General features: G+C 73.5%; 22 protein-coding genes and 1 pseudogene. 11 read left to right on the top strand and 12 right to left on the bottom strand.

Annotation, left to right across the window (positions count from 1 at the left end):
• Window positions 1-23 precede the first annotated feature (23 nt).
• The 3 genes from IE257_RS26095 (at window position 24) to IE257_RS26085 (ending at window position 2,979) form a co-directional block, all read left to right on the top strand.
• Window positions 24-692 (top strand): hypothetical protein, encoded by a 669-nt coding sequence (locus IE257_RS26095; protein WP_189972348.1) that lies wholly within the window; start codon window positions 24-26, stop codon window positions 690-692.
• A 239-nt stretch (window positions 693-931) separates the two neighbouring features.
• On the top strand, window positions 932-1,681 hold the full coding sequence (locus tag IE257_RS26090) for a hypothetical protein (RefSeq protein ID WP_189972347.1): 750 nt from the start codon (window positions 932-934) through the stop codon (window positions 1,679-1,681).
• Between the two features lie 32 nt (window positions 1,682-1,713).
• On the top strand, window positions 1,714-2,979 hold the full coding sequence (locus IE257_RS26085) for a histidine kinase dimerization/phospho-acceptor domain-containing protein (RefSeq protein WP_229920661.1): 1,266 nt from the start codon (window positions 1,714-1,716) through the stop codon (window positions 2,977-2,979).
• A 562-nt stretch (window positions 2,980-3,541) separates the two neighbouring features.
• On the opposite strand, the gene IE257_RS26080 is transcribed toward IE257_RS26085, so the two are convergent.
• The 3 genes from IE257_RS26080 to IE257_RS26070 all read right to left on the bottom strand — a co-directional run bounded on the left by IE257_RS26080 (window position 3,542) and on the right by IE257_RS26070 (window position 5,620).
• Window positions 3,542-3,823 (bottom strand): DUF8847 domain-containing protein, encoded by a 282-nt coding sequence (locus IE257_RS26080; RefSeq protein WP_189972345.1) that lies wholly within the window; start codon window positions 3,821-3,823, stop codon window positions 3,542-3,544.
• A 10-nt stretch (window positions 3,824-3,833) separates the two neighbouring features.
• Window positions 3,834-4,547 carry a TetR/AcrR family transcriptional regulator gene (locus IE257_RS26075; RefSeq protein WP_053167702.1) on the bottom strand — a complete coding sequence of 238 codons (714 nt, stop codon included), beginning with the start codon at window positions 4,545-4,547 and terminating at the stop codon, window positions 3,834-3,836.
• A gap of 143 nt (window positions 4,548-4,690) precedes the next feature.
• The gene (locus tag IE257_RS26070; RefSeq protein ID WP_189972344.1) at window positions 4,691-5,620 is read right to left on the bottom strand and encodes an AurF N-oxygenase family protein; all 930 of its coding nucleotides are present in this window, start codon (window positions 5,618-5,620) and stop codon (window positions 4,691-4,693) included.
• A 168-nt stretch (window positions 5,621-5,788) separates the two neighbouring features.
• Here IE257_RS26070 and IE257_RS26065 point away from each other — a divergent pair, with 168 nt between their 5' ends.
• Entirely contained in the window at window positions 5,789-6,901 is a 1,113-nt protein-coding gene (locus IE257_RS26065) for a ferritin-like domain-containing protein (RefSeq protein WP_189972343.1), read from the top strand.
• Between the two features lie 66 nt (window positions 6,902-6,967).
• Here IE257_RS26065 and IE257_RS26060 read toward each other — a convergent pair whose 3' ends face one another.
• Both IE257_RS26060 and IE257_RS26055 read right to left on the bottom strand, forming a co-directional pair.
• Complete coding sequence (locus tag IE257_RS26060) at window positions 6,968-8,425, bottom strand: penicillin-binding transpeptidase domain-containing protein (RefSeq protein WP_189972342.1); 1,458 nt, start codon at window positions 8,423-8,425, stop codon at window positions 6,968-6,970.
• Window positions 8,422-9,792, bottom strand: coding sequence for an FtsW/RodA/SpoVE family cell cycle protein (locus tag IE257_RS26055; RefSeq protein WP_229920660.1), 1,371 nt, complete (start codon window positions 9,790-9,792; stop codon window positions 8,422-8,424). The genes IE257_RS26060 and IE257_RS26055 overlap by 4 nt, the downstream gene beginning before the upstream one ends.
• Before the next feature lie 106 nt (window positions 9,793-9,898).
• On the opposite strand from IE257_RS26055, the gene IE257_RS26050 reads away from it, so the two are divergent.
• The 6 genes and pseudogenes from IE257_RS26050 to IE257_RS26025 all read left to right on the top strand — a co-directional run bounded on the left by IE257_RS26050 (window position 9,899) and on the right by IE257_RS26025 (window position 14,349).
• Window positions 9,899-10,306, top strand: coding sequence for a DUF6325 family protein (locus IE257_RS26050; protein WP_189972341.1), 408 nt, complete (start codon window positions 9,899-9,901; stop codon window positions 10,304-10,306).
• Window positions 10,306-10,689, top strand: coding sequence for an SHOCT domain-containing protein (locus tag IE257_RS26045; protein ID WP_189972340.1), 384 nt, complete (start codon window positions 10,306-10,308; stop codon window positions 10,687-10,689). Before IE257_RS26050 ends, IE257_RS26045 begins: the two co-directional genes overlap by 1 nt.
• Window positions 10,690-10,776: 87 nt before the next feature.
• Window positions 10,777-11,360, top strand: a pseudogene (locus IE257_RS26040) (alpha/beta hydrolase fold domain-containing protein); the annotation flags it as partial.
• A 92-nt stretch (window positions 11,361-11,452) separates the two neighbouring features.
• The gene (locus IE257_RS26035) at window positions 11,453-11,926 is read left to right on the top strand and encodes a carboxymuconolactone decarboxylase family protein (RefSeq protein ID WP_189972339.1); all 474 of its coding nucleotides are present in this window, start codon (window positions 11,453-11,455) and stop codon (window positions 11,924-11,926) included.
• A gap of 107 nt (window positions 11,927-12,033) precedes the next feature.
• A complete protein-coding gene (locus IE257_RS26030; protein WP_189972338.1) occupies window positions 12,034-12,957 on the top strand; it encodes an RNA polymerase sigma-70 factor in 924 nt (307 codons plus the stop codon).
• Window positions 12,958-13,155: 198 nt separating this feature from the next.
• Window positions 13,156-14,349: a C40 family peptidase gene (locus tag IE257_RS26025; RefSeq protein ID WP_229920659.1), complete on the top strand. Its 1,194-nt coding sequence runs from the start codon at window positions 13,156-13,158 to the stop codon at window positions 14,347-14,349.
• Here IE257_RS26025 and IE257_RS26020 read toward each other — a convergent pair.
• Genes IE257_RS26020 through IE257_RS26000 form a run of 5 tightly spaced genes read right to left on the bottom strand, consistent with a single transcriptional unit; the run spans window position 14,277 to window position 20,074 of the window.
• Window positions 14,277-15,560: a styrene monooxygenase/indole monooxygenase family protein gene (locus tag IE257_RS26020; RefSeq protein WP_189972337.1), complete on the bottom strand. Its 1,284-nt coding sequence runs from the start codon at window positions 15,558-15,560 to the stop codon at window positions 14,277-14,279. The genes IE257_RS26025 and IE257_RS26020 overlap by 73 nt on opposite strands.
• 27 nt (window positions 15,561-15,587) lie before the next feature.
• The gene (locus tag IE257_RS26015) at window positions 15,588-16,223 is read right to left on the bottom strand and encodes a GTP-binding protein (protein ID WP_189972336.1); all 636 of its coding nucleotides are present in this window, start codon (window positions 16,221-16,223) and stop codon (window positions 15,588-15,590) included.
• Window positions 16,204-16,593 carry a DUF742 domain-containing protein gene (locus IE257_RS26010; RefSeq protein WP_189972335.1) on the bottom strand — a complete coding sequence of 130 codons (390 nt, stop codon included), beginning with the start codon at window positions 16,591-16,593 and terminating at the stop codon, window positions 16,204-16,206. The genes IE257_RS26015 and IE257_RS26010 overlap by 20 nt, the downstream gene beginning before the upstream one ends.
• Window positions 16,590-17,075 carry a roadblock/LC7 domain-containing protein gene (locus IE257_RS26005; RefSeq protein WP_189972334.1) on the bottom strand — a complete coding sequence of 162 codons (486 nt, stop codon included), beginning with the start codon at window positions 17,073-17,075 and terminating at the stop codon, window positions 16,590-16,592. The genes IE257_RS26010 and IE257_RS26005 overlap by 4 nt, the downstream gene beginning before the upstream one ends.
• Entirely contained in the window at window positions 17,072-20,074 is a 3,003-nt protein-coding gene (locus IE257_RS26000) for a sensor histidine kinase (protein WP_189972333.1), read from the bottom strand. The genes IE257_RS26005 and IE257_RS26000 overlap by 4 nt, the downstream gene beginning before the upstream one ends.
• 397 nt (window positions 20,075-20,471) lie before the next feature.
• On the opposite strand from IE257_RS26000, the gene IE257_RS25995 reads away from it, so the two are divergent.
• Window positions 20,472-21,245: a protein phosphatase 2C domain-containing protein gene (locus IE257_RS25995; RefSeq protein WP_189972332.1), complete on the top strand. Its 774-nt coding sequence runs from the start codon at window positions 20,472-20,474 to the stop codon at window positions 21,243-21,245.
• Between the two features lie 46 nt (window positions 21,246-21,291).
• On the opposite strand, the gene IE257_RS25990 is transcribed toward IE257_RS25995, so the two are convergent.
• Complete coding sequence (locus IE257_RS25990; RefSeq protein ID WP_030013696.1) at window positions 21,292-21,732, bottom strand: MarR family winged helix-turn-helix transcriptional regulator; 441 nt, start codon at window positions 21,730-21,732, stop codon at window positions 21,292-21,294.
• A gap of 164 nt (window positions 21,733-21,896) precedes the next feature.
• On the bottom strand, window positions 21,897-24,302 hold the full coding sequence (gene lon / locus IE257_RS25985) for an endopeptidase La (protein WP_189972331.1): 2,406 nt from the start codon (window positions 24,300-24,302) through the stop codon (window positions 21,897-21,899).
• Window positions 24,303-24,352: the final 50 nt, after the last annotated feature.

Genomic DNA, 24,352 nt, shown 5'->3' with positions numbered 1-24,352 from the left:
GACCGGCACCGAAGGACTTCTCCGTGAGCACCGTCAGCCGCCGCACTCTCGTTCGCGCCGCCGCCGTGACCGCATGCGCCGGAACTCTGCTGGCGCTGCCCACCGCCGCCGCCCTGGCCGAGGGGGTGCCCGCGGCCTCGTCCGCGCGCTCCGCGGCCCCCCGGCTGAGCCTCGTCAAGAGCCTCTCGCTGGCGGACGGGGTGTCCACGGCGAAGGTCTACCGCACGGCGCAGGGCGGCTACCACGCCGAGATCCTCGCGGCCGACGGCACCAGGGCCGCCACGCTGACCAGCCATGACGGGGTCACCGGCTTCGGCGGCACCGGGGAGCTGCACGCCGCGCTGGACTCCACCGGGCGGCTGACCTCCTGGGTGGGCGACGCCGCCGCCCCGGGCGCCGATCACGCCGTGGACGGGGACGGGCACAAGACGGGCACCCGCACCGGGGCCCACGGCGGGCAGGTCGTCCCGGCCTCGGTTCCGCAGGCTCCGCGGCAGGCGACCGCCGGGGGCACCCGCACCGTCGCCGACGGCGGCGGCGGTGGCGGTGGCAGTGGTGGGCGGCGGCTGAGTGCGCTGGCGGACGGTCCGGGTGAGGGTGTGCTGCTGCTCGCGGCCGCGGGCGGGATCGCGGCCGTCGGCGCCGCCGGACTGGGCTTCGCGATGCTGCGGCGCGGGCGCACCGACAGCTGAGACCGCCGAGACGGCCGAGACGGCCGAGACGGCCGAGACGGCCGAGACGGCCGAGACGGCCGAGACGGCCGAGACGGCCGAGACGGCCGAGACCACTGAGATCATCGAGAGAGCTGTGACGCCCGAGACAGCTTCGGTGCCCGCGATCTCGCGCTAAAAGGTCTGTACCTCCGCATATGGTTGACGTGATCGAGCGTTTTCGAACGTTGGCGTACGGCGGGCAGGAGGGCACAGGGGCTGTGAACAGGTTGCGCTTGCGTGTGGCCGCGTACCCGCTGCTCCCGGTGCTCGCCCTGGTTCCGCTGCTGGCGGGTTGCGGGGACACCGGCGGGCTGGTGAGCGCCGGGTCGACACCGACCGCGAGCGGGCCCGTACACCTGTGGCCCGACCGCCGGGGTGCGTCCGTACCGCCCGCCGATCCGGGTGGAGCCCCGCCCGAGTACGTCAAGGGGATCCCGCCCGTCCACGACCAGGACGTGCACGCCGTCGACCCGGTGGCCCTGGTCCAGGCGGAGCTGCGGGCCCATCCGAACACCGAGGTCGGCGCCGACGGCATGCCGGCCGCGACGGCGGCCGCGATCAGGGAGTGCGCGAAGGACCGGGACGCGAGGGCCGACGAGGATCCCGAGGCGTGCCCGGTGCAGAAGCCGTACTACCGGGACCTCACGGGCAACGGCAAGGACGAGCTGATCGTCGGCATCGAGTTCCCCGACAAGATGATGTCCGTACGGGTGTACACGGCCGACCCGGACGGGCGGCTCAACCGGATCATGGCGACCACGGAGACGATCATCTCGGTGGAACTGGCCGGGGGTGACGTGATCCTGCGGGTGCCCAGCGGGAACCACGGCTACGAGCTGATCACCGCCTGGTCCTGGGACGAGAAGCAGCGCACCATGCTGCCGACGCGCGAGCAGATCGCACGGGTGCCCGGTGGTCCGCAGGCCCCGGGGAGCCGGGATCCCGCGCCCGTGCCGGGCCGACGATGAGGCCGGCGGGGCTGCCCGGGCCGCCGAGGCCCGTGAAGCACCCGAAGCACCTGAAGCACCTGAAGCACCTGAAGCTGCCCGCCTGGACTGCCACGCTGACCTGGAAGTCGGCGTGCTTCATCGTCGTGATGTGCTGCTCCCTGGCGGCCGTACTGGGTGCCCTCGTGCACGTGGAGGTGACCCGGCAGACGGTGGCCACGGCGCGGGAGAAGGCACTGGGCAAGCTGCACGACGTCACGCGCGCGTACGAGGCCGGCGAGCCCCTGCCGCGCGGTGCGGGCCTGGACCCCGCGGGGCTGCCGCCGGAGCTGCGCGCGCTCGCCGTCAGCGGGCGGCGGGGCACGCTGGTGGCGGACTACCGGGGCCGCCCGACCATGTGGGCGGCGGCTCCGGCGGACGGCCGGGCACTCGCGGCCGCCGTGGACTACGGACAGAGCTCGCGCACGATCAGCGGGCTGGACCACGCGATCATCGGGTCCTCGCTGCTGGCGATCGGCGGCACGCTGCTGGTGGGCGCGTTCGCGGTGACCCGCGTGACCCGGCGGCTGCATCAGACGGCGCTGGTGGCGCGGCGGATCACCCAGGGCGACCTCGACGCGCGGGTGGACGACCCGCGGACCAGGACCCCCTCGCGGCACCAGGACGAGGTGGCGACGGTGGCGGCGGCGCTGGACACCATGGCGGGGAGCCTGCAGTCGAAGCTGGAGAGCGAGCGGCGGTTCACGGCGGATGTGGCGCACGAGCTCCGCACGCCGCTGACGGGTCTGCACGCGGCGTCGGAGCTGTTGCCGGAGGGGCGGCCGACGGAGCTGGTGCGGGAGCGGGTGCGGACGATGCGCCAGCTGACGGAGGACCTGCTGGAGATCTCCCGGCTGGACTCGGGCAGCGAGGTGGTGGAGAGCGATCTGCACCAGCTGGGGCGGCTGGTACGGCGGGTGGTGCGGGCGTCCGGGGCGGACACGGAGGTGGTGATCGTCCGGGACGCGCACGTGGAGACGGACCGGCGCAGGCTGGAACGGGTCCTCGGGAACCTGGTGGCCAACGCCCACAAGCACGGGCGGCCGCCGGTGGTGCTGACGGTGGACGGGCCGGTGGTGACCGTACGGGACCACGGGGACGGGTTCCCCGAGTACCTGGCGGCCCACGGCCCGCAGCGTTTCCGCAGCGGCGGCGGCAAGGGCCACGGGCTCGGGCTGACCATCGCGGTGGGGCAGGCGGCGGTGATCGGGGCGCGACTGGAATTCCGGCACGCGGAGGGCGGCGGCGGCCTGGCGGTCCTCGGATTGCCGGGCTCCTAGCCGCTTCCCGGCCGGAGGCTCTGCGGGTGGCGGCGGTGCGCCGCGCGGTCCCTGCCGGGGGCGCGGGGGCGGCCGTACGATGCGCGAGCCGCGGCGGTCCCTGCCGGAGGCGCGGGGGACGGCGGCGCCTTGCGCAGGCCGCGGCGGTCCCGGCCATAGGCGGCGCCTTGCACGGGCCGCCGCCGGGGTCCGGGGGCGTGCTTTGTGCAGGCCGTGCCCGGAGCTCGGGCGGTCCCGGCCGGAGCCACGGGGAAGGCGGTGCTTTGCACGGGCCGCCGCCGGGGGTCGGCCGGAGGGGCCGGGGCGGCAGTCCTGTGCGCGGGCCGTGCCCGGGGCCGGGCGCGCCGGGGCGTCTCCTCGGACGCCGAACCTGACGAGGGATCGGAAGGCGCGGCGGCGGTACGTTCGGCGCCCTGCGGGGATCGCCCCGACACACACCCGGCCCCGGCCTCCGCACCCGGTCCGAAGCGCGCCGCGTTCCCGGCCGAAGGCCCGACGGGGTCCTCACTCCCCGCGGGTTCCTGGCCGGAGGCTCGACAGGCCGCGGTCCGGGCCGCCGGTCTCAGGCTTCGGCGCCGGGGGCGGGGGGCTTTGTCCAGGGCCAGCGGAGTTTGGGCTTCGTGCCCGAGGGGCGGAAGTCGTACTTCCAGCCCTTCTGGAGGCCCAGCCGCTTGGAGTACCCCGCGGGGACGCGTTCGTACAGCAGCACCGTCGGCGGGTCACCGTCCGGCGCCGGGACCGGGATCTCGTACCACTTCGGGGGGTGTCCGGTCGGGCCGAGGAGGACCTGGAGGACCCGGCCGTCCATGGGGCCGCCCTCGAACGGGGTCGGTTGGCTTCTCACCCCACCAGTGTCACAGCAGGTGGGCGGCCTCGGACACCACGGGGATCACCCGGCGGGCCAGGACCCCCACCGGCCCGTCCGCCGACTCCAGGGCCAGGGCGGCCCGGGCGGCGGCCGCGGTTTCCGGGTCCGTGGCGGCGGTGGCCGTCAGCAGGGCGATGAACTGGTCCAGCAGCCAGTCCCTGAGGCGGTCGACCTCCGGCTGCTTGCCCTCGTCGATCCATATGAGGGAGGCCGCCTCGACCGCGGTGATCCACGTACGGACCATCATGCGCAGCCGGGGGCCGGGGGCCGGGACGCCCAGGTGGAAGAGGATCTGCTCGGCGGCGGCCCGGCGGATGCCGTCGACGGTCGCCGTCGTGCGGGAGGTCTCCACGACGCTGCCGCCCTGCAGGAGGGCCGCGAAGCCGGCGTCGTGTTCGTCGACGAAGGCGAGGTAGCGGTCCAGGGCCCGGGACAGGCGCCGGGTCAGCGGCCCCTCCTGGGGTTCGGCGAAGCACAGTTCCAGGACGTCCGCCGCCGAGCGGAGGGCGGCTTCGTAGAGCTGCTGCTTGCCGCCCGGGAAGTAGCGGTAGACGAGCGGGCGCGAGACCCCGGCGGCCTCGGCCACGTCGTCCAGCGAGACCTCCTCCGGTGCCCGGTGCGCGAACAGCGAGAGGGCGGCGTCGAGGAGTTGGGCTCGCCGCTCCTCGACGCTCAGCCTGCGGTACGCGCGTACGGTCATGTCCGCAGGGTAGCCCCGCGGGCGTCCGCCGAGTGGGTCTCCAGCCGATCACCGGTCGATCACCGGTCGATCAGGCCTGTTCCGGACCGGTCGGACCGGCACCGACTGTCTCGGCCCGCCTCCGACCGCCGCGCCCGCACGCCCTACGCGAGCAGACCCGAGCTCTTCCACAGCTTCCGGCCGACTCCGCGCAGTACGCCGATGTCGTCGAGGAAGTCGGTGAGCCGCTTCGCACCGCTCTGCATGACCTCGCGGCGGTGGCCGCTCGCCCTCACCTGGGCGACGGCCTCGCGGCGGTCCAGGCCGATGTTGTCGTACACGGCCGGGTTCACGAAGGCCAGCGAGAAGACCCGGGCGGCCTCGCCGCAGCTGATCCGGGTGAGTTCCTGCTCCCAGCGCGGGGCCGTCAGCATCTGGCGGCGCAGTTCCTCGCGGGCGTACCGGACGTGTCGGGCCTCCTCGATGACGTGGATCCGGGTGACGCCGCGGACCAGCGGCTGGATGCGCTCGTCCGGGAAGGTCAGGCGCTGCATCCAGTCGAGGATCTCCTCGCCGAGGAGGGTGCAGGCGAAGGAACCGGGGGTGGTGGAGACGGTCTTCAGGATCCGCGCGAGGTTGTGGTTGACGCGGGAGACCGGGTACTCGGGGGTGCCGGCCTTCTGGATCATGCGGGCGAACATCATCGAGTGGCGGCACTCGTCGGCGATCTCGGTGAGCGCGTAGCGGACGTGCTTGCTGGTCAGGGACTTGTCGTAGATGTGCCGGACCATGAGCTGCATCAGGATGATCTCGAACCAGATGCCGAGGGAGCCGAGCGCCGCGGCCTCGTGGCGGGAGAGGTCGATGCGCTGCTCCTCCCCCATCCTCTTCCACAGCGGGGTGTCGTAGAGGGAGAGCAGTTCCGGCGGCCAGTAGTACTTGCCCTCGATCGACGGGGCGTCCCAGTCGAGTTCCTTGTCGGGGTCGAAGGAGTGCTTGGCCGAGGATTCGAGCAGTCGCTCGGCTATCTGCTCGCGGTCCTTGAGCAGGCCGAGGGCGTCCTGGAGCGCGGCGCGTTCGGTCACGGTCGTCATGGGTTCGGACACCTCGTCGTCGAGTTACCGGCGGTCACTTCTTATGAGACTGCCTGTCAGCAAGGTCGTCAATCCCTCGCGCACGACTTGTTGACCCCGTGTCTACCAACGTGTGACGCTGCCAACTGTCCGGTCCCACACGGCAGTACGTGAGACGAGGGAGCGTCAGTGTCGACGCATGAGCTCTACACCGAGAACCCGGGCGAGACGGTCTGGCAGGTCCCCGCCTCCGGCTCCGCCCGCTTCAGCTGGGAGTACGCCGACGGCCGCGAGCGGCTCCTCGCCCTTTACCAGAAGGGCAAGGACAAGCAGTGGGACGGGGGCAAGCGCATCGACTGGGACATCGAGGTGGACCCGTACGATCCGCTGGGCACCCCCGACGAGGCGCTGCCGCTGTACGGGACACGGCACTGGGCCAAACTCACCGAGAAGGACCGGGGCGAGCTGCGCCGGCACTACACCTCCTGGAACTTCAGCCAGTTCCTGCACGGAGAGCAGGGCGCGATGGTCTGCGCGGCGCGCATCGTGGAGTCGGTGCCGGACCTGGACGCGAAGTTCTACTCCGCCACGCAGACCATGGACGAGGCCCGGCACGCCGAGATCTTCGGGCGCTTCCTGCACGAGAAGGTCGGGATGCTGTACCCGATCAACGACAGCCTCCAGGGGCTGCTCGGCGACACCCTGCGCGACTCCCGCTGGGACATGCCCTACCTCGGCATGCAGGTGCTCATCGAGGGGCTGGCCCTGGCCGCCTTCGGCATGATCCGCGACACGACCGCCGAGCCGCTGCCGAAGCAGCTCCTGGCGTACGTGATGCAGGACGAGGCCCGGCACGTGGCCTTCGGGCGGATGGCGCTGCGCGACTACTACAAGCAGCTGACCGACGCCGAGCTGCGCGAGCGCGAGGAGTTCGTGATCGAGGGCTGCTACCTGATGCGGGACCGGCTGCTCGGGGTGGAGGTGCTGGAGAACTTCGGCGTCGGTGCACAGGAGGCGGCGCAGCTCAGTGAGCAGTCGGAGTTCCTGCACCTGTTCCGCAGGCTGCTGTTCAGCAGGATCGTGCCGTGCGTGAAGGACATCGGGCTGTGGGGCGAGCGGCTCCAGCGGGCCTACCTGGACCTGGGCGTCTTCGACATGGGCGACTCCAACCTGGACCTGCTGATGAGCCAGGACGAGGAGATCGCCGAGACTCTCGACCGCGAGCGGTTCGCGGCCGAGGAGTCGGCCCGGATCTCGGAGGTCGAGGCCGCCATCCGGGAGGGCGGGCAGGACGCACCGTAGGCCTTCTACCGCGGGCGGGGCGGCAGGGGCGGCCGGGGACACGGGCGCCCCCGGCGGCGGCGTGCGTCAGCCGGCCAGCGCCGCCTCCATCACCGCCCGGGCGATCGGCGCCGCCGCACCGTTGCCGCTGATGTCGCCCCGGTGGGCCGAGGCGTCCTCGACCACCACCGCCACCGCTACCGCCGGCAGCGGCGCACCCTCGGCCTTGGCCCAGGAGATGAACCAGGCGTACGGGGTACCCGCGTTGCCGACGCCGTGCTGCGCGGTACCGGTCTTGCCGCCGACCACCGCGCCCGGGATCGCGGCGTTGCGGCCCGTCCCGTTCTCCACCACCTTCACCATCAGCTCCTGCATCCGCAGCGCGGTGGCGGGGTTCATCGCCCGGCCGAGGCTGCGCCGGTCGCCGCCCCGGACCTGGGAGCCGTCGTTCCGGGTGGTCCGCTCCACCAGGTAGGGGTACTGGACCTCGCCGCCGTTGGCGACCGCCGCCGCCACCATCGCCATCTGCAGCGGGGTGGCCTTCGTATTGAACTGCCCGATGGCGGACAGGGCCAGCTGGTCCGGACTCATGTCGGTGTCGAAGTTCGACCGGGACACCCACGAGGGGACCCTCAGCCCCGCGCCGTTGAAGCCGAAGCGCCGCGCCGCCTCCACCATCCGGCGCAGCCCGACCTGTACGCCGATCTTCGCCATCACCGTGTTGCAGGACCACTGCACCGCCTCCGCCATCGAGGCGTCCTCGCAGCCCGTGCCCGCGTTCGGCAGCAGCGTGCTGGTCCCCGGCAGGGGATAGGGGTCGGGGGTCAGGGTCGGCGCGTCCACATCGGTGACCACGCCGGCGTCGAGGGCGGCCGCCGCCGTCACGATCTTGAAGGTGGAGCCGGGCGGGTAGGTCTCGCGCAGCGCCCGGTTGAGCATCGGCCGGGCGGGATCCGCGTTCAGGGCGGTCCAGGCGTCCTTGACCTTCGTACCCGTACCGGAGAGCGTGGACGGGTCGTACGAGGGGCTGCTGACCAGCGCGAGGATCTTCCCGGTGGCCGGCTCCAGGGCGGCCACCGCTCCGCGCTTGCCCGCGAGACCGGCGTACGCGGCCCGCTGCACGGCGGCCCGGACGGTCGTGGCGGCGTTCCCGCCGGCGGGGCGGCCGCGGGAGAGTTCGTACCAGAGCGGGAAGGCCGAGAGCCCCGGGTCGGTACCGGACAGGACCGCGTCCTCGGCGCGCTCCACGAAGCTGGTCCCGTACGTCTGGGAGGAGAAACCGGTGACGGGCGCGTAGAGCGGGCCGTTCGCGTACGTCCTCTCGTAGCGCAGCAGTTGGCCACTGTCGCGGGAGCCAGTGACGGGGCGCCCGTCGACCAGGATGTCCCCGCGGGGTTCGGCGTAGCGTGCGATGGCGGGGCGCTTGTTGGCCGGGTTCGCGCCGTAGGCGGCGGACTCCCAGACCTGCACGCGGGCGATGTTGACCAGCAGGGCGACGAGCAGGAGGGCACAGAAGTACGCGCACCAGCGGATGTAGCGGATCACTCGGCCGGATCCTTCCCGGGGCGGGGCCTGCGGGCGCTGTCGCTGAGCCGGACCAGCAGGGCGACGATGATCCAGTTGGTGACGACGGAGGAGCCGCCCTGCGCGAGGAAGGGCATGGCCATGCCGGTGAGCGGGATCAGGCCGGTGACGCCGCCCGCGATGACGAACACCTGGAGCGCGACGATCGAGGCGAGCCCGGTGGCCAGTAACCGCCCGAAGGGGTCGCGGAGCGCGAGCCCGGCGCGGAAGCCGCGGGCGACGAGGAGCCCGTAGAGGAGCAGGATCGCGGCGAGGCCGACGAGGCCGAGCTCCTCGCCGGCGGTGGCGAGGATGAAGTCCGATTTGGCGGCGAAGCCGATGAGGAAGGACTGGCCGTGGCCGAGCCCGGCACCGAGCAGGCCGCCGGCTCCGAAGGCGAAGAGGGACTGGGCGAGCTGGCCGGGGCCCTCGCCGCGCTCGATGGAGGCAAAGGGATTCAGCCAGTCGTCCACCCGGCTGTGCACGTGCGGCTCGAAGGTCCCGACGGCGTAGGCGCCGAGGGCCGCCAGCAGCAGCCCGATCGCGATCCAGCCGATCCGTCCGGTGGCGGTGAACAGCATGATCACGAACAGTCCGAAGAACAGCAGCGAGGTCCCCAGGTCCCGTTCCAGGACCAGCACGCCGACACTGAGCAGCCAGATCGCAAGGATGGGGCCGAGGACGCGGCCGGGGAGGAGCCGGAGCTTCCGGAAGAGCGGGCGGCCGGTCAGGGCGAGCGCCGTGCGGTTCGCGGCGAGGTAGGCGGCGAAGAAGACCGCGAGCAGGATCTTGGCGAACTCCCCCGGCTGGAAGGACAGCCCGGCGAACCGGATCCAGATGTGCGCGCCGTTGACCGCCGGGAAGAAGACGGGGATCAGCATCAGGACGAGGGCCACGGTGACGGAGAGGTACGCGTAGCGCTGGAGCACCCGATGGTCGCGGAGCAGTGCCACCACCAGCACGAAGAGCCCCACGCCCAGCGCGGACCAGAGGAGTTGGTCCCCGGCCGTGAGGTGGCCGGGGGTGGTCACGTCGAGGCGCTGGATGAGGACGAGGCCGAGGCCGTTGAGCAGGACGGCGATCGGGAGCAGCAGGGGGTCGGCGTACGGGGCCCGGAACCGGACGGCGAGGTGCGCCAGCAGGGCGGCCGCGCAGAGGCCGGCGGTGTAGCGGGCGGCCGGGCCGGGGATGCGGCCGGTGGTCGCGAGGCCGACGTAGAGGTGACCGAGGACGGAGATCAGGACGGCACCGGCGAGGAGCGCCAGCTCGACGCCGCGCCGCTTGGGGGCGCCGGTGCCGGGGGGCGGGGGCGGGGCGGGCTCCGCCACCTTTGCCGTCAGAGCGCTCATACACCGAAACGTAGCAAGCAGACGGTTGATATGTCCGCTTATGTCATAGTGTGCCGAAGAGTCGTCACAAACGGTCGGAAGTGTCGAAAGTGAGGTGCCGAGGCGTATGGGACCTGTGGAATTCATCGTCCTCGCCTTCCCGGAGGAGCAGCTGCGGGCCCCGGCCGTCGAGGCCGTGATGGGGCTGCGCAAGACCGGGGTGGTCCGGCTGATCGACGGCATCGTGGCGACGAGGACGGCGTCGGGGGACGTGCTGGCGGCCGAGTTCGACGAGTTCGTGGAGCTGCACGGCCTGCTGACGGGCCGGGACGTGGCGCGGCTGATCGGGCCGGAGGACGTGCAGGAGGCGGCGGGGCTGCTGGAGCGCGGGAGCTGCGCGCTGCTGCTCGTGGTCGAGCACGTGTGGGCCGAGGACGCGGCGGTTGCCGTACGGGCGGCGGGCGGCCGGATCGTGGGGTCGGTCCGCATCCCGCGGGACCGGGTCCCGGCGGATCCGACGGCGGGGGTGGCCTGATGTTCATCCGCCCGATGGGAGTAACGGTCCACCCGGCGAACCGCCCGGCGGGCCACCCACTGCTGCGGGGCCTGCTGGCGCGGGCGACGGCGGCGGGAGCAGGAGCGGCCGGGGCGGTGCAGGAAACGGCGGGCGCGGTGGGCCCGGACCGGCCCCCGCCGGGCGCCCCGCCGGGGCGCGCGGAGCCCGAGGAGCCCGCCGGGCCGGAGCCGGCCGCCGCGCTTCCCGCGGGCGGCCGCGCACAGGACGCCGGACCCGCGGCCGAACCGGCCCCCTCGGCCTGCCTGGTCGGGGAGCTCACCCAACTGGCGGCCCTGGCCCGCGAGGGCCTGCTGACCCCGCAGGAGTTCACGGCGGCCAAGGCCCGGCTCCTGCGCGGCTGAACCGCGTCAGCCGGTCCCGGATCCCGGGGCCTTCCGGGCCCGGCGCTCCGCATCGAGGGCTCCAGCGCCGACGCATGCGTGTCGCAGTTGCTGCGCGAGTGGGCCCTGCCGCTGAAGCTGGCCGTCATCTCCGTCGAGTACGGGCTGGCGCCCCGGGCCCCGTACCCCGTACCGGTGGAGGACTGCTACGCCGGCCTCGTACGGGCGGCGGCCTCGCCGCGGCGCTCGCCCTGCTCACCCGCGACCGCGGCGGCCCCGTGCCCATCGGCCAGCTGCTCCTGTGCCCGATGCTCGACGACCGCGGCAGCACCTTCTCCAGCCACCAGATGGCCGGCATCGACGTCTGGGACCGCACGTCCAACACCACCGCGTGGCAGGCCGCCCTCGGTGACCGGTTCGAAGCCGTGGACCTGCCGCCCTACGCGGCGCCCGACCGCGCCACGGACCTGTCCGGGCTTCCCCCGGCCTACATCGACGTGGGCTCCGCCGAGACCTTCAGGGACGAGGACGTGGCCTACGCCGGCGGCCAGGCCGAACTGCACGTATGGCCCGGCGCCTACCACGGCTTCGACAGCTTCGCCCCTGCGGCAGCCCTCAGCCGGGACGCCCGCGAGGCCCGTACCCGCCGGCTCCGGCGGGTCCTCGCACGGCCCGGCAGCGAGGAGACGTAGGTCACACGCGCTCCCGTGCGCGCCCGTGTCACAGGGCGTCGGGCTGCCTCGTCCCAAGGGTGTAGTCGACGACAACCACCGAGGAGCACACCATGGACCCGCGACTGAACCTGTTCGCCAGCCCGACCTCCGGCAGGGCCCTGAAGCACTTCATGGCGGCCGGCAAGGCGCTCAAGGAGTCGCCGCTGCCGGCCGCGACGCAGGAACTGGTGTCACTGCGCGTGAGCCAGATCAACGGCTGCGCCGTGTGCATCGACATGCACACCAAGGAGGCCACCGCCGCCGGGGAGACCGCGGTACGGCTGCACCTGGTCGCGGCCTGGCGGGAGGCCACGGTCTTCACCGAGGCCGAGCGCGCCGCGCTGGAGCTGGCCGAGCAGGGCACCCGGACCGCGGACGGGGCCGGCGGCGTACCCGACGAGGTGTGGGCCCGGGCCGCCAAGTACTACGACGAGGAGCAGCTCAACGCCCTGGTGCTGCTGATCGCCCTGATGAACACGGCGAACCGGATCAACCTCATCACCCAGCAGCCGGGCGGCAGCTACGAGGTCGGGCAGTTCCACTGACCAAGATCCCCTTGCCCCCGTCCGAGGATGCTCTGATGATCATCACAGGCCGTCCGGGCCACCGGGTACGGCCGGGCGGGGCGGGGACCAGGGGGAGGAAGGCCGGCATGAGCAAGGTCGAGGAGTTCGAGGAACTGCGGCCACTGTTGTTCTCGATCGCGTACCGGATCCTGAGCAGCGTGAGCGAGGCCGAGGACGCGGTGCAGGAGACCTGGCTGCGCTTCGACGCCTCGGCGACGCGGCCCACGTCGACCAAGGCCTTCCTGTCGACGACGATCACCCGGCTCTCCATCGACGTCCTGCGTTCCGCCCGGGTCCGGCGGGAGGAGTACGTCGGTCCGTGGTTCCCCGAGCCGCTGCTGAACGACCCGTACCAGGACCCGGCGCGGTCGGTGGAGCTGGCCGACTCGGTGTCGATGGCGGCGCTGCTGCTCCTGGAGCGGCTCAGCCCGCTGGAACGCTCGGTGTTCGTCCTGCGGGAGGTCTTCGCCTTCGGCTTCGACGAGGTCGCCGGCGCGGTGGGCCGGTCGGAGGCGGCCTGCCGGCAACTACTGGTGCGGGCGCGGCGGCACATGGAGGCCGGGCAGCCGCGCTTCCGGGCGGACCGTGCGGAGCGGCAGGAGCTGGCGACGCGGTTCCTGGAGGCGATGAAGGACGGCGACGTCGGCGGGCTCCAGCAGCTGCTGGCGGCCGACGCCCAACTGGTCGGGGACAGCGGCGGCAGGGCCCCGCAGCTGGCCAAGGCCATCACCGGCGCCGACAAGGTGGCCCGTCTGCTCGCCTCGGTCTTCCCCTTGATGCCCCGCGTCGGCGTCACCTCCGAGGCGCACGACGTCAACGGCGAGCCGGGGGCGATCTCCCGCGACGCGGACGGCCGGGTGCTCCACGTCCTGTCCTTCGAGCTGCTCGACGGCCGGATCCGCACGATCCGCTCGGTGGCCAACCCGGACAAGCTCGGCCACCTGGGCGCGGTGGCGGACGCGTGGGCGATCGACCGCGGGATCAGGCAGGCGCGACGCGGGGTGAGGTGAGGCGGGCGAGGCGAGGCGAGGCGAGGCGAGGGCGGATCCGCTCGGGCGGGGCATCGGGTGGCCGGGGCGCCGGTGCGCGGAAGCCGCCCCGCACCCCACCGACGCCCGCCAACCGGGTGGCCCCCGCCGACCGGCCGACTCCGTTGGGCGATTTGTCATACCGGGCGTGGCAGCATCGGCCGCCTCGGAGGTGATCCCATGTCATGTCGGCTGTCACATCGGCCGCTTCGCGCCGCCTGCCTCGCCGCAGCGCTCCTCGTCGCCGGGCCCGTCCCGGGGGCCGGCGCCGAGCCGGGGCTCCCCGAAGGGGAGTCCGTCGGGGTGCTGCTCACCCGCCTGCAGGGCCTCTACCAGAAGGCCGAGGAGGCCACCGAGGCCTACAACGCCACCGAGGTGGCCCTCAAGGCCGGACAGGCCGAGGAGCGGCTGCGCACCGCCGACCTCGGCAGGGCCCGTACGGCTCTGGATTCCGAAAAGGCTCTCGCCGGGCGGCTGGCCCGGGAGCAGTACCAGGGCGGCCGGGGCCTGTCCCCGTACGCCCGGATGCTGCTCGCCGGGAATCCGCAGGCGGCCCTGGACCAGCGCCGGCTCGCCGCCCGCGAGGGCGCCCGGCGGGCGGCCGTACTGGCCCGGCTCGCGCGGGGCGAGAAGGAGGCCGACGCGCTCGCCGTCCGGGCCCGCAAGGCCCTGGACGCCCGGCAGACCCTGGCCGCGCGGCAGAAGCTCCACCAGGACGAGGTCGCGGCGCAGCTCAAGGAGGTCGAGCGGGTGCTCTCCGCGCTGACCCCGGACCAGCTCACCCGGCTCGGCGCGAAGGAGGCCGAGAACACCGCCGCCGCGCAGCGGGACCTGGTCGACTCGGGCCGCCTCCCCACCCGTACGGGCACGCCCACGGCGGCCGGCGGCGCGGCCCTCACCTACGCGGCGGCCCAGATCGGCAAGCCGTACGTCTGGGGCGCCGAGGGGCCGGGGTCCTTCGACTGCTCCGGGCTGACCTCGCAGGCCTGGGCGCACGCCGGGCGCGCCATCCCGCGGACCAGTCAGGAGCAGTGGGCCCGGCTGCCGAAGGTGCCGCTGGACCGGCTGCGGCCCGGGGACCTGGTGGTCTACTTCCCCAAGGCCACGCACGTGGGCCTGTACGTCGGTGACGGCAAGGTGATCCAGGCGCCGCGGCCCGGGGCCCGGGTCAAGGTCTCGCCGATCGCCGCGAACCCCCTGCTGGGGGCGGTCCGCCCGGACCCGGACGGCGCCCCGCTCGCGGAGTTCACCCCGCCCGCGCTGCCGGAGGCACCGGCGGCGCAGGCGGGGGACGACACCGGCTACTCCGCCGAGGAGGCCCCGGAAGAGGCCCCGGAGGGGGCTCCGGCGGACGAGGCGACCTCCGCCAGGTAGTCCGCCGCGTCCTCGGGGTCGTAGAAGTACGCGTCGAAGTCGGCCGGGTTGTCGAAGCCGTTGGCGAATCGGTTCGCCACCGGCTGGAGCTGCCCGGCCGCGCCGATCAGGTTCAGTACGTGCTCCGGCGGGACGCCCAGCATGGCGTTCGTCCACTGGGTGACCGGCTTGCCGGTGGTGAACCAGTACTTGTCGAAGGTGGCCTTCATCCACGCCTCGTCGAACGGCTTGTCCCCGTGCATCAGGATCGACGACAGGTACGAGGCCGCGCACTTCGCCGCGGAGTTCGAGCCCTGCCCGGTGATCGGGTCGTTCGCGACGACCACGTCCGCGACCCCCAGCACCAGGCCGCCGCCCGGGAGGCGGCCGATCGGGTTGCGGACGACCGGCGCGTACCGCCCGGCGAGCGTGGCGCCCGCGTCCGTCAGCTCCACCTTCGTCGCCCGGGCGTACTCCCACGGCACGAACGTCTCCATCAGCTCCAGGGTGAGCGCCAGGTGCTCCGCCGGGTCCTTGACGCCCTTGAAGACGTCCAGGGGACCGCCCGGGACGCCCTCCCAGAACAGGATGTCGGCCCGGCCCGAGGTGGTCAGGGTCGGCATGACGAACAGCTCGCCGACGCCCGGGACCAGGTTGCAGCGGACCGCCTCCGTCTCCGGGTGCTCCGGGCGGGGGCCGAGGCCGTGCACGTAGGCGACGGCCAGCGCGCGCTGCGGGGCGTCGTAGGGGGAACGTGCCGCGTCCCGCCCGAACATCGAGACGAGCTCGCCCTTGCCGGCGGCGACCAGCACCAGGTCGTACGTGCGGGAGAAGAAGTCGAGGTCGGCGACCGAGGCCCCGTGGATGACCAGCTGCCCGCCCCGCTGCACGAAGGTGTCGAGCCAGCCGGCCATCTTCACGCGCTGGTCGACGGACTGCGCGTACCCCTTGAGCCGGCCCAGCCAGTCGACGGCGCGGCCGGCGTCGGGGGCGGCGACGGAGACGCCGAGGCCCTCGATCTTCGGGGCCTGCTGCTCCCAGAAGTTGATCTGCAGGTCGCGCTCGTGCTGCAGTGCCGAGTCGAACATGCACTGCGTGGACATGACCCGCCCGGTGCGGATCTCGTCCGCCGTCCGGTTGGACATGAGGGTGACCTCGTACCCCTTCGACTGGAGTCCGAGGGCGAGCTGGAGACCGGACTGGCCGGCCCCCACGACAAGTATCTTGCGCATCTCTCACGTTCTCTGTTCGGGGGTGCTCTATTCGGGCGTGGTGTCGAGGGCGTGGCCCACCAGGGCGAGGAGGGATTCGACCACCGTGTCGCGGCGCCGCGCGTCCATGATCACGACCGGTACGTGGGGCGGGACGCTGAGCGCCTCGCGCACGTCCTCGGGCTCGTACGACTGCGAGCCGTCGAAGTGGTTGACGGCGACGGCGTACGGGAGCCCGCAGCTCTCGAAGTAGTCGAGGGCCGGGAAGCAGTCGCGCAGGCGGCGGGTGTCGGCCAGCACGAGACCGCCGATGGCGCCGCGCACCAGGTCGTCCCACATGAACCAGAACCGCTTCTGACCCGGGGTCCCGTACACGTAGAGGACGAGGTCGTCGTCGAGGGTGACGCGGCCGAAGTCCATGGCGACGGTGGTGGTGCTCTTGTCCGGGGTGCCGGACAGATCGTCGGTCGGGACGCCGGCCTGTGTCATCACCGCCTCGGTACGCAGCGGGGTGATCTCGGAGACGGAGGAGACGAAGGTGGTCTTGCCGACGCCGAAGCCGCCCGCGACCAGCACCTTGACGGCGACGGGTGCGCGGGAGCGGTCGTACTGCCAGGGCTGGACCGGCTCGTCGTCGTCCGACTGCGGCAGGAACACCGGGGTGTCAGAGACGGCGAAGACCACTGAGCACCCTTTCCAGCAGCGCGCGCTCGGGACGGCCGGTGCCGTGGCCCGTTCCGTAGACGCGGATCCGGCCCTGGTCGGCGAGGTCGCTGACCAGGACGCGCACCACGCCGAGCGGCAGCTTGAGCAGGGCGGCGATCTCGGCGATCGTCCGCATGCGGCGGCAGACCTCGACGATGGCGGGCATCTCGGGCATGCGGTCGGGCTTCTGCGGCTCCGAGACCTTCGTGTCCAGGGCGGCGACGAACGTCTCGACGAGCAGGACGTGCGTGAAGCGGGTGCGGCCGCCCGTGAGGGAGTACGGGCGGACGCGGGCGGGGCGGCGGTCGGCTCCGCGTATCGGCAGCCGGTCGGAGGCCGTACTCCTCACGGGGTGTTCTCCATCGACTGGCGCAGCTCACTGCGGACTTCGGGGGTCAGTACGTGGCCGGCGCGGCCGACGAACAGGGCCATGTGGTAGGCGACGACGCTCATGTCGCAGTCGGGGGTGGCGTGCACGCCCAGCAGTGAGCCGTCGCTGATGGCCATGACGAAGACCGAGCCGTGCTCCATCGCGACCATCGTCTGCTTGACCGCGCCGGTGTCCATGAGGGCGGCTGCGCCGGTGGTGAGGCTGCCGAGGCCGGAGACGATGGTGGCCAGGTCGGCGGACGCACCGCGCGGGCCCTTGGCCCGGGGCTCGGCGGGCGGCTCGACCGCGCCCGCTCCCGGGTCGGAGGACAGGAGCAGCAACCCGTCCGAGGAGACGACGGCGACGGAGTTGACGCCGGGCACCTCCTCGACGAGGTCGGTCAGCAGCCACTGCAGGTTGCGGGCCTGGGTGCTCAGTCCGTACGTACTGGGCGCGGTCATGTGCGTGCCTCCTGTGCGGTGTCCCCCCGGTCGGTCTTGCTCTGGTCCTGCCTCTGCGTCTGCGTCTGCCCCTGGTCGAGGGCCTGGTCCTGCGCGAGTTCGGCGGCGACGACGCGCCGTCCGTCCTGGGCTCCCTGGTAGAAGCCCCCGAGCCGGCGCCGCAGTTCCTCGGCGTCGACCCGGCGCGGCGGCTCGGGCGGCCCGTCGTCGCGGGCGGCGGGCTTGGCGGGGACGGCGCGCGGGGTCCGCTTCGGCAGGCCCTTGCCGGTGACGGCTCCGCCGCCCTCGGCCGGGTCGGCAGGGTGACTGCCCTGGCGGGGGAGCCAGTTGCCCTCGGCCGGGGCGTGGGTGTGCGGCTCCGCCTGCGGTTCGGTTTCCCGTACGTCGACCACGGGCGCGGTGTCGTGCGGCGCGGCCGGGATCTCCTCGGCGGGGTCCGGCACCCCGAAGGCGTCCGGCTCGACGTCGGGGACGACCCGCGCGAGCAGCTGCTCCTCGGGAGTGGGCCCGTCCCCTGCCGGGGGCGCGGCCACGAACACCTGTTCGGCGGGCGGCAGTCCGGCCGCGGCGGGCGCGGCGGCAGCCGGTTCCGCCTCGGCGGGCACGGATTCCGGCTCCGCCGGTGCCTCCTCCGCCGGTGCCTCGGCCACGACGGCGGGGCCGGCCAGCGCCTCGGCCAGGGTGATCGGGACCGCCGCGGCGGCGGGCTCCTGCTCCGCGGCCGGCTCGGGCTCCGGGTCGGCCACAACCGCCTGCTCCGACTCCGGCTCCGGCTCCGGCTCCGGCTCCGGGTCCGGCTCCGGGTCCGGCTCCGGGTCCGGCTCCGGGTCCGGGTCCGGGTCCGGGTCGGCGACAGCCTCCGCGTCCGGGGCCGCGTGCGCCCCCCGGCGCCGCGTCGGCAGCGTGTTCTCGTTCGCCTCCGCTATCACGCCGGGCAGCCGCAGCGCGGGTCCGCCCGGCGTGGCCAGGGCGTGCACCGGGGAGACCGCCGGGGCGGCGGGCAGCAGCGCCGCCGGGACGACCACGAGGGCCTCGGTCCCGCCGTGCCGCGGGGCGCGCAGCTCCGCGGTGACCCCGTGCCGGGCCGCGAGCCGCCCGGCCACGTACAGGCCGAGGCCGAGGCCGTGCTCCACCTCGGGCTCCTCGTCGTAGGCCTCGGGCGTGGACAGCCGGGTGTTCAGCGCCTCCAGCCGGTCGCCGGTGACGCCGATGCCCTCGTCCACGACGGACAGCACCACGTCTCCGGAGTCCAGGAGCCGGCCGGACACCTTCACCTTGATGTCCGGCGGCGAGAACGTGGTCGCGTTCTCCAGCAGCTCGGCCAGCACGTGCGAGATGTCGTCGGCCGCATGCCCCGCAACCTGGGTGTACGAGGGCAGCGCGGCGAGGTCGACGCGTTCGTAGCGCTCGATCTCGCTGACGGCGGCCCGCATGACGTCCACGAGCGGCACCGGCAGGCCCTGCCCGTGGCCGTGTTCCTGCCCGGCGAGGACCAGCAGGTTCTCGTTGTGGCGGCGCATCACGGTCGCCAGGTGGTCCAGCTTGAAGAGGGTCGCGAGCCGGTCCGGGTCCTGTTCCTTGGACTCCAGCTCCTCGATGACCACGAGCTGGCGTTCCACCAGGCCCAGGGTCCGCAGCGACAGCGAGACGGAGGTCGTCGACATGATGCGCCGGTGCTCCTCCAGCCCCGCCCGCAGCTTCGTCAGCTCCTCCTCCAGCACGTCCCGGCCGGCGGCGAGCGCCTCGTTGCGGCCGATGATCCGGCGGCGGTCGGCGTCGAGACCGGCGATCCGGGTGTGCAGGGAGACCGTCTGGTCGCGCACCGCGTTGAGGTGGCGCACGACCTCGGCGAACTCGTCGTTGCGGCCCGTGAACCGCACCGGTTCCACGGAGCCCTCCGGCGTCGCCAGCCGCTGCGCGCCGCGGCGCAGGACCGACAGCGGTCGGGTCAACGACCGGGCCACGGCGGTCGAGACGCCGACGGCGACCAGGAACAGCAGGCCCAGCAGGGCGATCACGATTTCGAGCCGGGTCACGTCGTCGTCGCGCAGGGTGGCCAGCGCGGTGGCCCGTTCACCCGCGAGGGTGGCCTCCACGGTCCGCATGCGGTCGATGCGTGCGGTCAGCGCGCTGGCGACGGCGGCCCCGTCGGTCTTGCGGTCGGGCGTGCTCAGGGTGGGCCGCTCGGTGAGCCGCTTGAGGAAGTCGTCTGCGGTCTTGACCTCGGGGCCGGTGACCGTGGCGGCAAGGGTCTGGCGCATGTCGGGGCGCGCGGCCCGTGCGAAGTCGTCGAGGGCGGCCTGTTCCCGTACGCGGGCCCGCTGGGCGGCGGTGGTGAGTTCGTCGACCACGGCCGAGTTGGGGAGCTGCTCGCCGCGGGGGACGGCCAGGGCGGCGAGTAGCAGTCCACGGGTGGCCGAGGCCTGTTCCACGGCCTGGCCCAGCGGGGCCAGCGGACGGGTGGTGGCGAGGGCGTCCCCGGCGCGCGGCGGGGTCAGTTCGGCGAGCCGGTCGCCCGGGGCGAGGAGTTCCGCGATGACCGCGCCGTAGGCCTGGTGGGCGGCGAGGGCGCTGCCCTTGCCGTCGACGGCCTCGCCGCGGACGGTCCCGACGCGCGCAAGGGTGCGGGCGGTCGCCTCGTCGGCCTCGGCCTGGACCTCGGCGAGCTGCCGATCGGTCCGGGCGGTGCGCTCCTGGACGGGCGCCTTGGCGGAGCCGGGGCGCCCCTTGGCGGCGTACTCGACGACGGCGTCTCGCTCGTCGGCGAGGAGGTGCGCGAGGGTGAGGGTCTGCCGGGTCTGTTCCGCGAGGGTGACCAGGCGCTGGGAGTCGTTCAGTTCCCTCGACGCGGAGACGACGGCGGGCGCGCCTGCCGCGAGGACGGTGAGGCCGGCGACGGCAACGCCGATGACCAGCCTGCGGCGCACGCGGACGCGGCGTCCTGCGGGGGCCGGGCCGTCGGCGGCGGTGCCGTTCTTCCGAGACCGCTTCTTCTGCACCGGTGCTCGCAATCCTGTACGTGTGCTCTTGCTCGTCTACTCGTGTGGCCGAGGTAACGGCCGGTCAACAAGTAAACGCCCCCTGCCCCCTCGTACCGCCTCAGACCTTTGCAGCGTGTTGGGGAGAGAGCCGCACATCGCCCACCCGGCCACTCGAACGAGTGAACATCACGGATGAGTTGCCGACCAACTCGGGCACCCCGTGTCAGGGCACTGCCATGGACAGGTGGTTGAAAGATCGATACGGGCTTTGGCAGGATGCCCGCCCACAGGAGCGCCCCGGGGCCGCAGCCGCCGCGCCCCGCATCCGGGAGGCGTGTCTGCGCGCCGCCGCTCCGCACCCGTTCCGGTACGGACCTTCCCGCGCTCCCCGCCCCTCGCGCGGCAGAATGCCGGTATGCGCATCGACCTCGCCTCGGCCCCCGGCCACCAGGAACGCCCCAATGAGGACTGGGTATCGGCCGCGATCCCTGCTTCGGGCGGCGGTGTCCTGGTCGTTCTGGACGGGGTCACGCCGCCGGGCGGCGACGACGGATGCGTGCACGGAGTGCCCTGGTTCGCGGCCCGGCTCGGCGGCCGGTTGACCGAACTGTCCGGATCGCGGCGGGACATGCCGCTCGATCAGGTTCTGGCCGAATCCGTCCGCGCCACGGCCGAGGCCCACCGCGACACCTGTGACCTTTCTCACGTACGCACCCCGCAGGCGACGGTCGTGGTGGTCCGCTGGGACGCGCAGTACGTGGAGCACCTCGTCCTCTCCGACTCCGTACTGCTCCTGGAGGCGCCCGGGGGCGAGGTGACGGCGGTGCTCGACGACCGGCTGGACCGGATCCCCCGGGAGGTGCTGGGCTCGGTGGCCGCGACGGACGCGCTGCGGAACGCGGAGGGCGGCTTCTTCACGGCGGCCGCGGACCCGGCGGTGGCGGCCCGGGCGGTGACCGGGCGCACCCCGCGCGGGCGGGTGCGGGCGGTGGCCGCGCTCACGGACGGGGCGAGCCGGTGGACGGACACCTTCGGGGAGGGCGACTGGACGCAGTGCCTGGCGGTGCTGCGGAAGGAGGGTGCGCAGGGCCTGATCGACCGGGTGCGCGCCGTGGAGTCCGACCCGGCCCGGCCGGCGGCCCGGTACAAGCGGCACGACGACGCCTCGGCGGTCTACGCGGAGCTGTGAGCGGCTCGCGCCGCCCGGCCGCCCGGCCGCCCCGCGCCCAGGGGTCCTACTCCGCGCCCGCGTTCAACTGGTTCAGCAGCCGGGCCAGTTCCGCCACCTCGCCGCGGTCCCAGTCGGCGAGCTTGCGCATGTACTGCTCGCGCCGGGCCCCCCGGACCCGCAGGAACCGTTCCCGGCCCTCCTCGGTGAGGCCGACCAGGGAGGCCCGGCCGTCGGCGGGGTCCGGCTCGCGGGCCACCAGGCCCAGCACCTCCAGGGCCCGCAGCTGCCGGCTCATGGTGGCCTTGCCGACCCCGAAGTAGGCGGCGAGCTCGGTGGCCCGCTGCCGGCCGGCCGCCTCCAGGCGTACGAGGAGCCCGTACGCGGCCGGCTCCAGCTCGGGGTGGAGCTCGCGGGCCATCTCGCCGGACGAGGCGCGGGCCCGCCGGAGGAAGACGGACAGCTCCCGCTCCAGGGCAAGGAACTCCTGGTCTTCACTCCCGTGCACGTCCTGCTCCTTCGATGGCGTCCGGCACCTCGGTGGGTGCGGGACCAGTATTTCGCAGGGGGTGGGCCGACGGCCCGGTACCCCGCCGGAGCGGGGTACCGGGCCGTGTGCGGTCGCCGTACGCGGGGGTCGGGCGCGGTTCGGGCGCGGTTCGGGCGCCGCTGTCAGGCGGCGGCGACGACCGGAGCCTCGTCCCGGGCGAGGGCGAGCTCCAGGACCTGGCGCACGTCCGTCACGGGGTGCACCTCCAGCCCCTCCAGCACCTCCGCCGGGACGTCGTCCAGGTCGGCCTCGTTCCGCTTCGGAATGATGACCGTGGTCAGCCCGGCCCGGTGCGCGGCGAGCAGCTTCTGCTTCACGCCGCCGATCGGCAGGACCCGCCCGGTCAGCGAGACCTCACCGGTCATGGCCACGTCCGTGCGCACCTGTCGCCCGGAGAGCAGCGAGGCGAGCGCGGTGGTCATGGTGATGCCCGCACTCGGGCCGTCCTTGGGCACGGCGCCCGCCGGGAAGTGGATGTGCACGCCCCGGTCCTTCAGGTCGGCGACCGGGAGTTCCAGTTCCGCGCCGTGCGAGCGCAGGAAGCTCAGCGCGATCTGCGCCGACTCCTTCATGACGTCGCCGAGCTGGCCGGTGAGGGTCAGGCCGGCCGCGCCCGTCTCCGGGTCGGCCAGCGAGGCCTCCACGAACAGCACGTCGCCGCCCGCGCCGGTGACCGCGAGGCCGGTGGCCACGCCGGGCACGGCGGTGCGCCGCTCGGCCGGGTCCTGGGCGGACTCCGGTACGTGGTGCGGGCGCCCGATCAGCCCCCGCAGGTCGTCCGCCCCGATGCTCAGGGGCAGCTCCCGCTCCCCCAGCTCGTGCTGCGAGGCGACCTTGCGCAGCAGGCGGGCGATGGACCGCTCCAGGGTGCGTACGCCCGCCTCGCGGGTGTACTCGCCGGCCAGCCTGCGCAGCGCGTCCTCCTGCAGGACCACCTCGTCCGAGCCGAGCCCGGCGCGCTCCAGCTGGCGCGGCAGCAGGTGGTCGCGGGCGATGACGACCTTCTCGTCCTCGGTGTACCCGTCCAGGCGGACGAGCTCCATCCGGTCGGCCAGGGCCTCGGGGATGGCCTCCAGGACGTTGGCGGTGGCCAGGAAGACGACGTCGCTGAGGTCCAGCTCCACCTCCAGGTAGTGGTCGCGGAAGGTGTGGTTCTGCGCCGGGTCCAGGACCTCCAGCAGGGCGGCCGCCGGGTCGCCCCGGAAGTCGGAGCCCACCTTGTCGATCTCGTCGAGGAGGACCACCGGGTTCAGCGACCCGGCCTCCTTGATGGCCCGGACGATCCGGCCGGGCAGGGCGCCGACGTAGGTCCTGCGGTGGCCGCGGATCTCGGCCTCGTCCCGTACGCCGCCGAGCGCGACGCGGACGAACTTGCGGCCCATGGCGTGCGCCACGGACTCGCCCAACGAGGTCTTGCCGACCCCGGGCGGCCCGACGAGCGCGAGCACGGCCCCGCCGCGCCGCCCGCCGATGACGCCCATGCCGCGCTCGCTGCGCCGCTTGCGGACGGCGAGGTACTCGGTGATGCGGTCCTTCACGTCGCTGAGGCCCGCGTGCTCGGCGTCGAGCACCGCCCGGGCTCCGCGGATGTCGTACTCGTCCTCGGTGCGCTCGTTCCAGGGCAGTTCCAGCACAGTGTCCAGCCAGGTCCGGATCCAGGACCCCTCCGGGCTCTGGTCGCTGGACCGCTCCAGCTTGTCGACCTCCTTGAGCGCGGCCTCCCGTACGTTCTCGGGGAGGTCGGCGGCCTCGACGCGGGCCCGGTAGTCGTCGGACTCCTCACCGTCCTTCTCCCCGTTGATCTCCCGCAGTTCCTTGCGCACGGCCTCCAGCTGGCGCCGCAGCAGGAACTCGCGCTGCTGCTTGTCGACGCCGTCCTGGACGTCCTTGGCGATGGACTCGGCCACGTCCTGCTCGGCGAGGTGGTCGCTGAGGGCCTTGATCGCGAGCTTGAGGCGGGCGACCGGGTCGGCGGTCTCCAGCAGTTCCACCTTCTGCTCGACCGTCAGGAAGGGCGAGTAGCCCGAGTTGTCGGCGAGTGCGGAGACGCCTTCGATCTGCTGGACCCGGTCCACGACCTGCCAGGCGCCGCGCTTCTTGAGCCAGCTGGTGGCGAGCGCCTTGTACTCCTTGACGAGCTCGGCGACCGCTCCGGGCAGCGGATCGGGCACCGCCTCGTCGACGGTCTCGCCCTCGACCCAGAGGGCCGCGCCGGGCCCGGTGGTCCCGGCGCCGATACGGACCCGGCCGAGGCCGCGGATGAGGGCGCCGGGGTCGCCGCCGGAGAGCCGGCCGACCTGCTCGACGGTCCCGAGCACACCGGTCGCGGCGTACTTCCCGTCGATGCGCGGCACGAGCAGCACCCGGGGCTTCCCGCTGCCGTTCTTTCCGGCGGCGGCCTGCGCGGCCTCGACGGCGGCGCGCACCTCGGCGTCGGAGAGGTCCAGCGGAACGACCATTCCGGGCAGCACGACCTCGTCGTCGAGCGGCAGCACGGGCAGAGTGAGTGTGGCGGACGTCGAAGCCATGATCTTCCCTCCGGCAGTGAAGTTGAGCTACGCCGACTCAATGCATGTGC

Source organism: Streptomyces avidinii (genome assembly GCF_014650695.1).
GTDB classification, from domain to species: Bacteria; Actinomycetota; Actinomycetes; order Streptomycetales; family Streptomycetaceae; genus Streptomyces; species Streptomyces avidinii.
The sequence above is the reverse complement of the archived record's forward strand: the minus strand, read 5'-3'. Positions and strand labels throughout refer to the sequence as shown.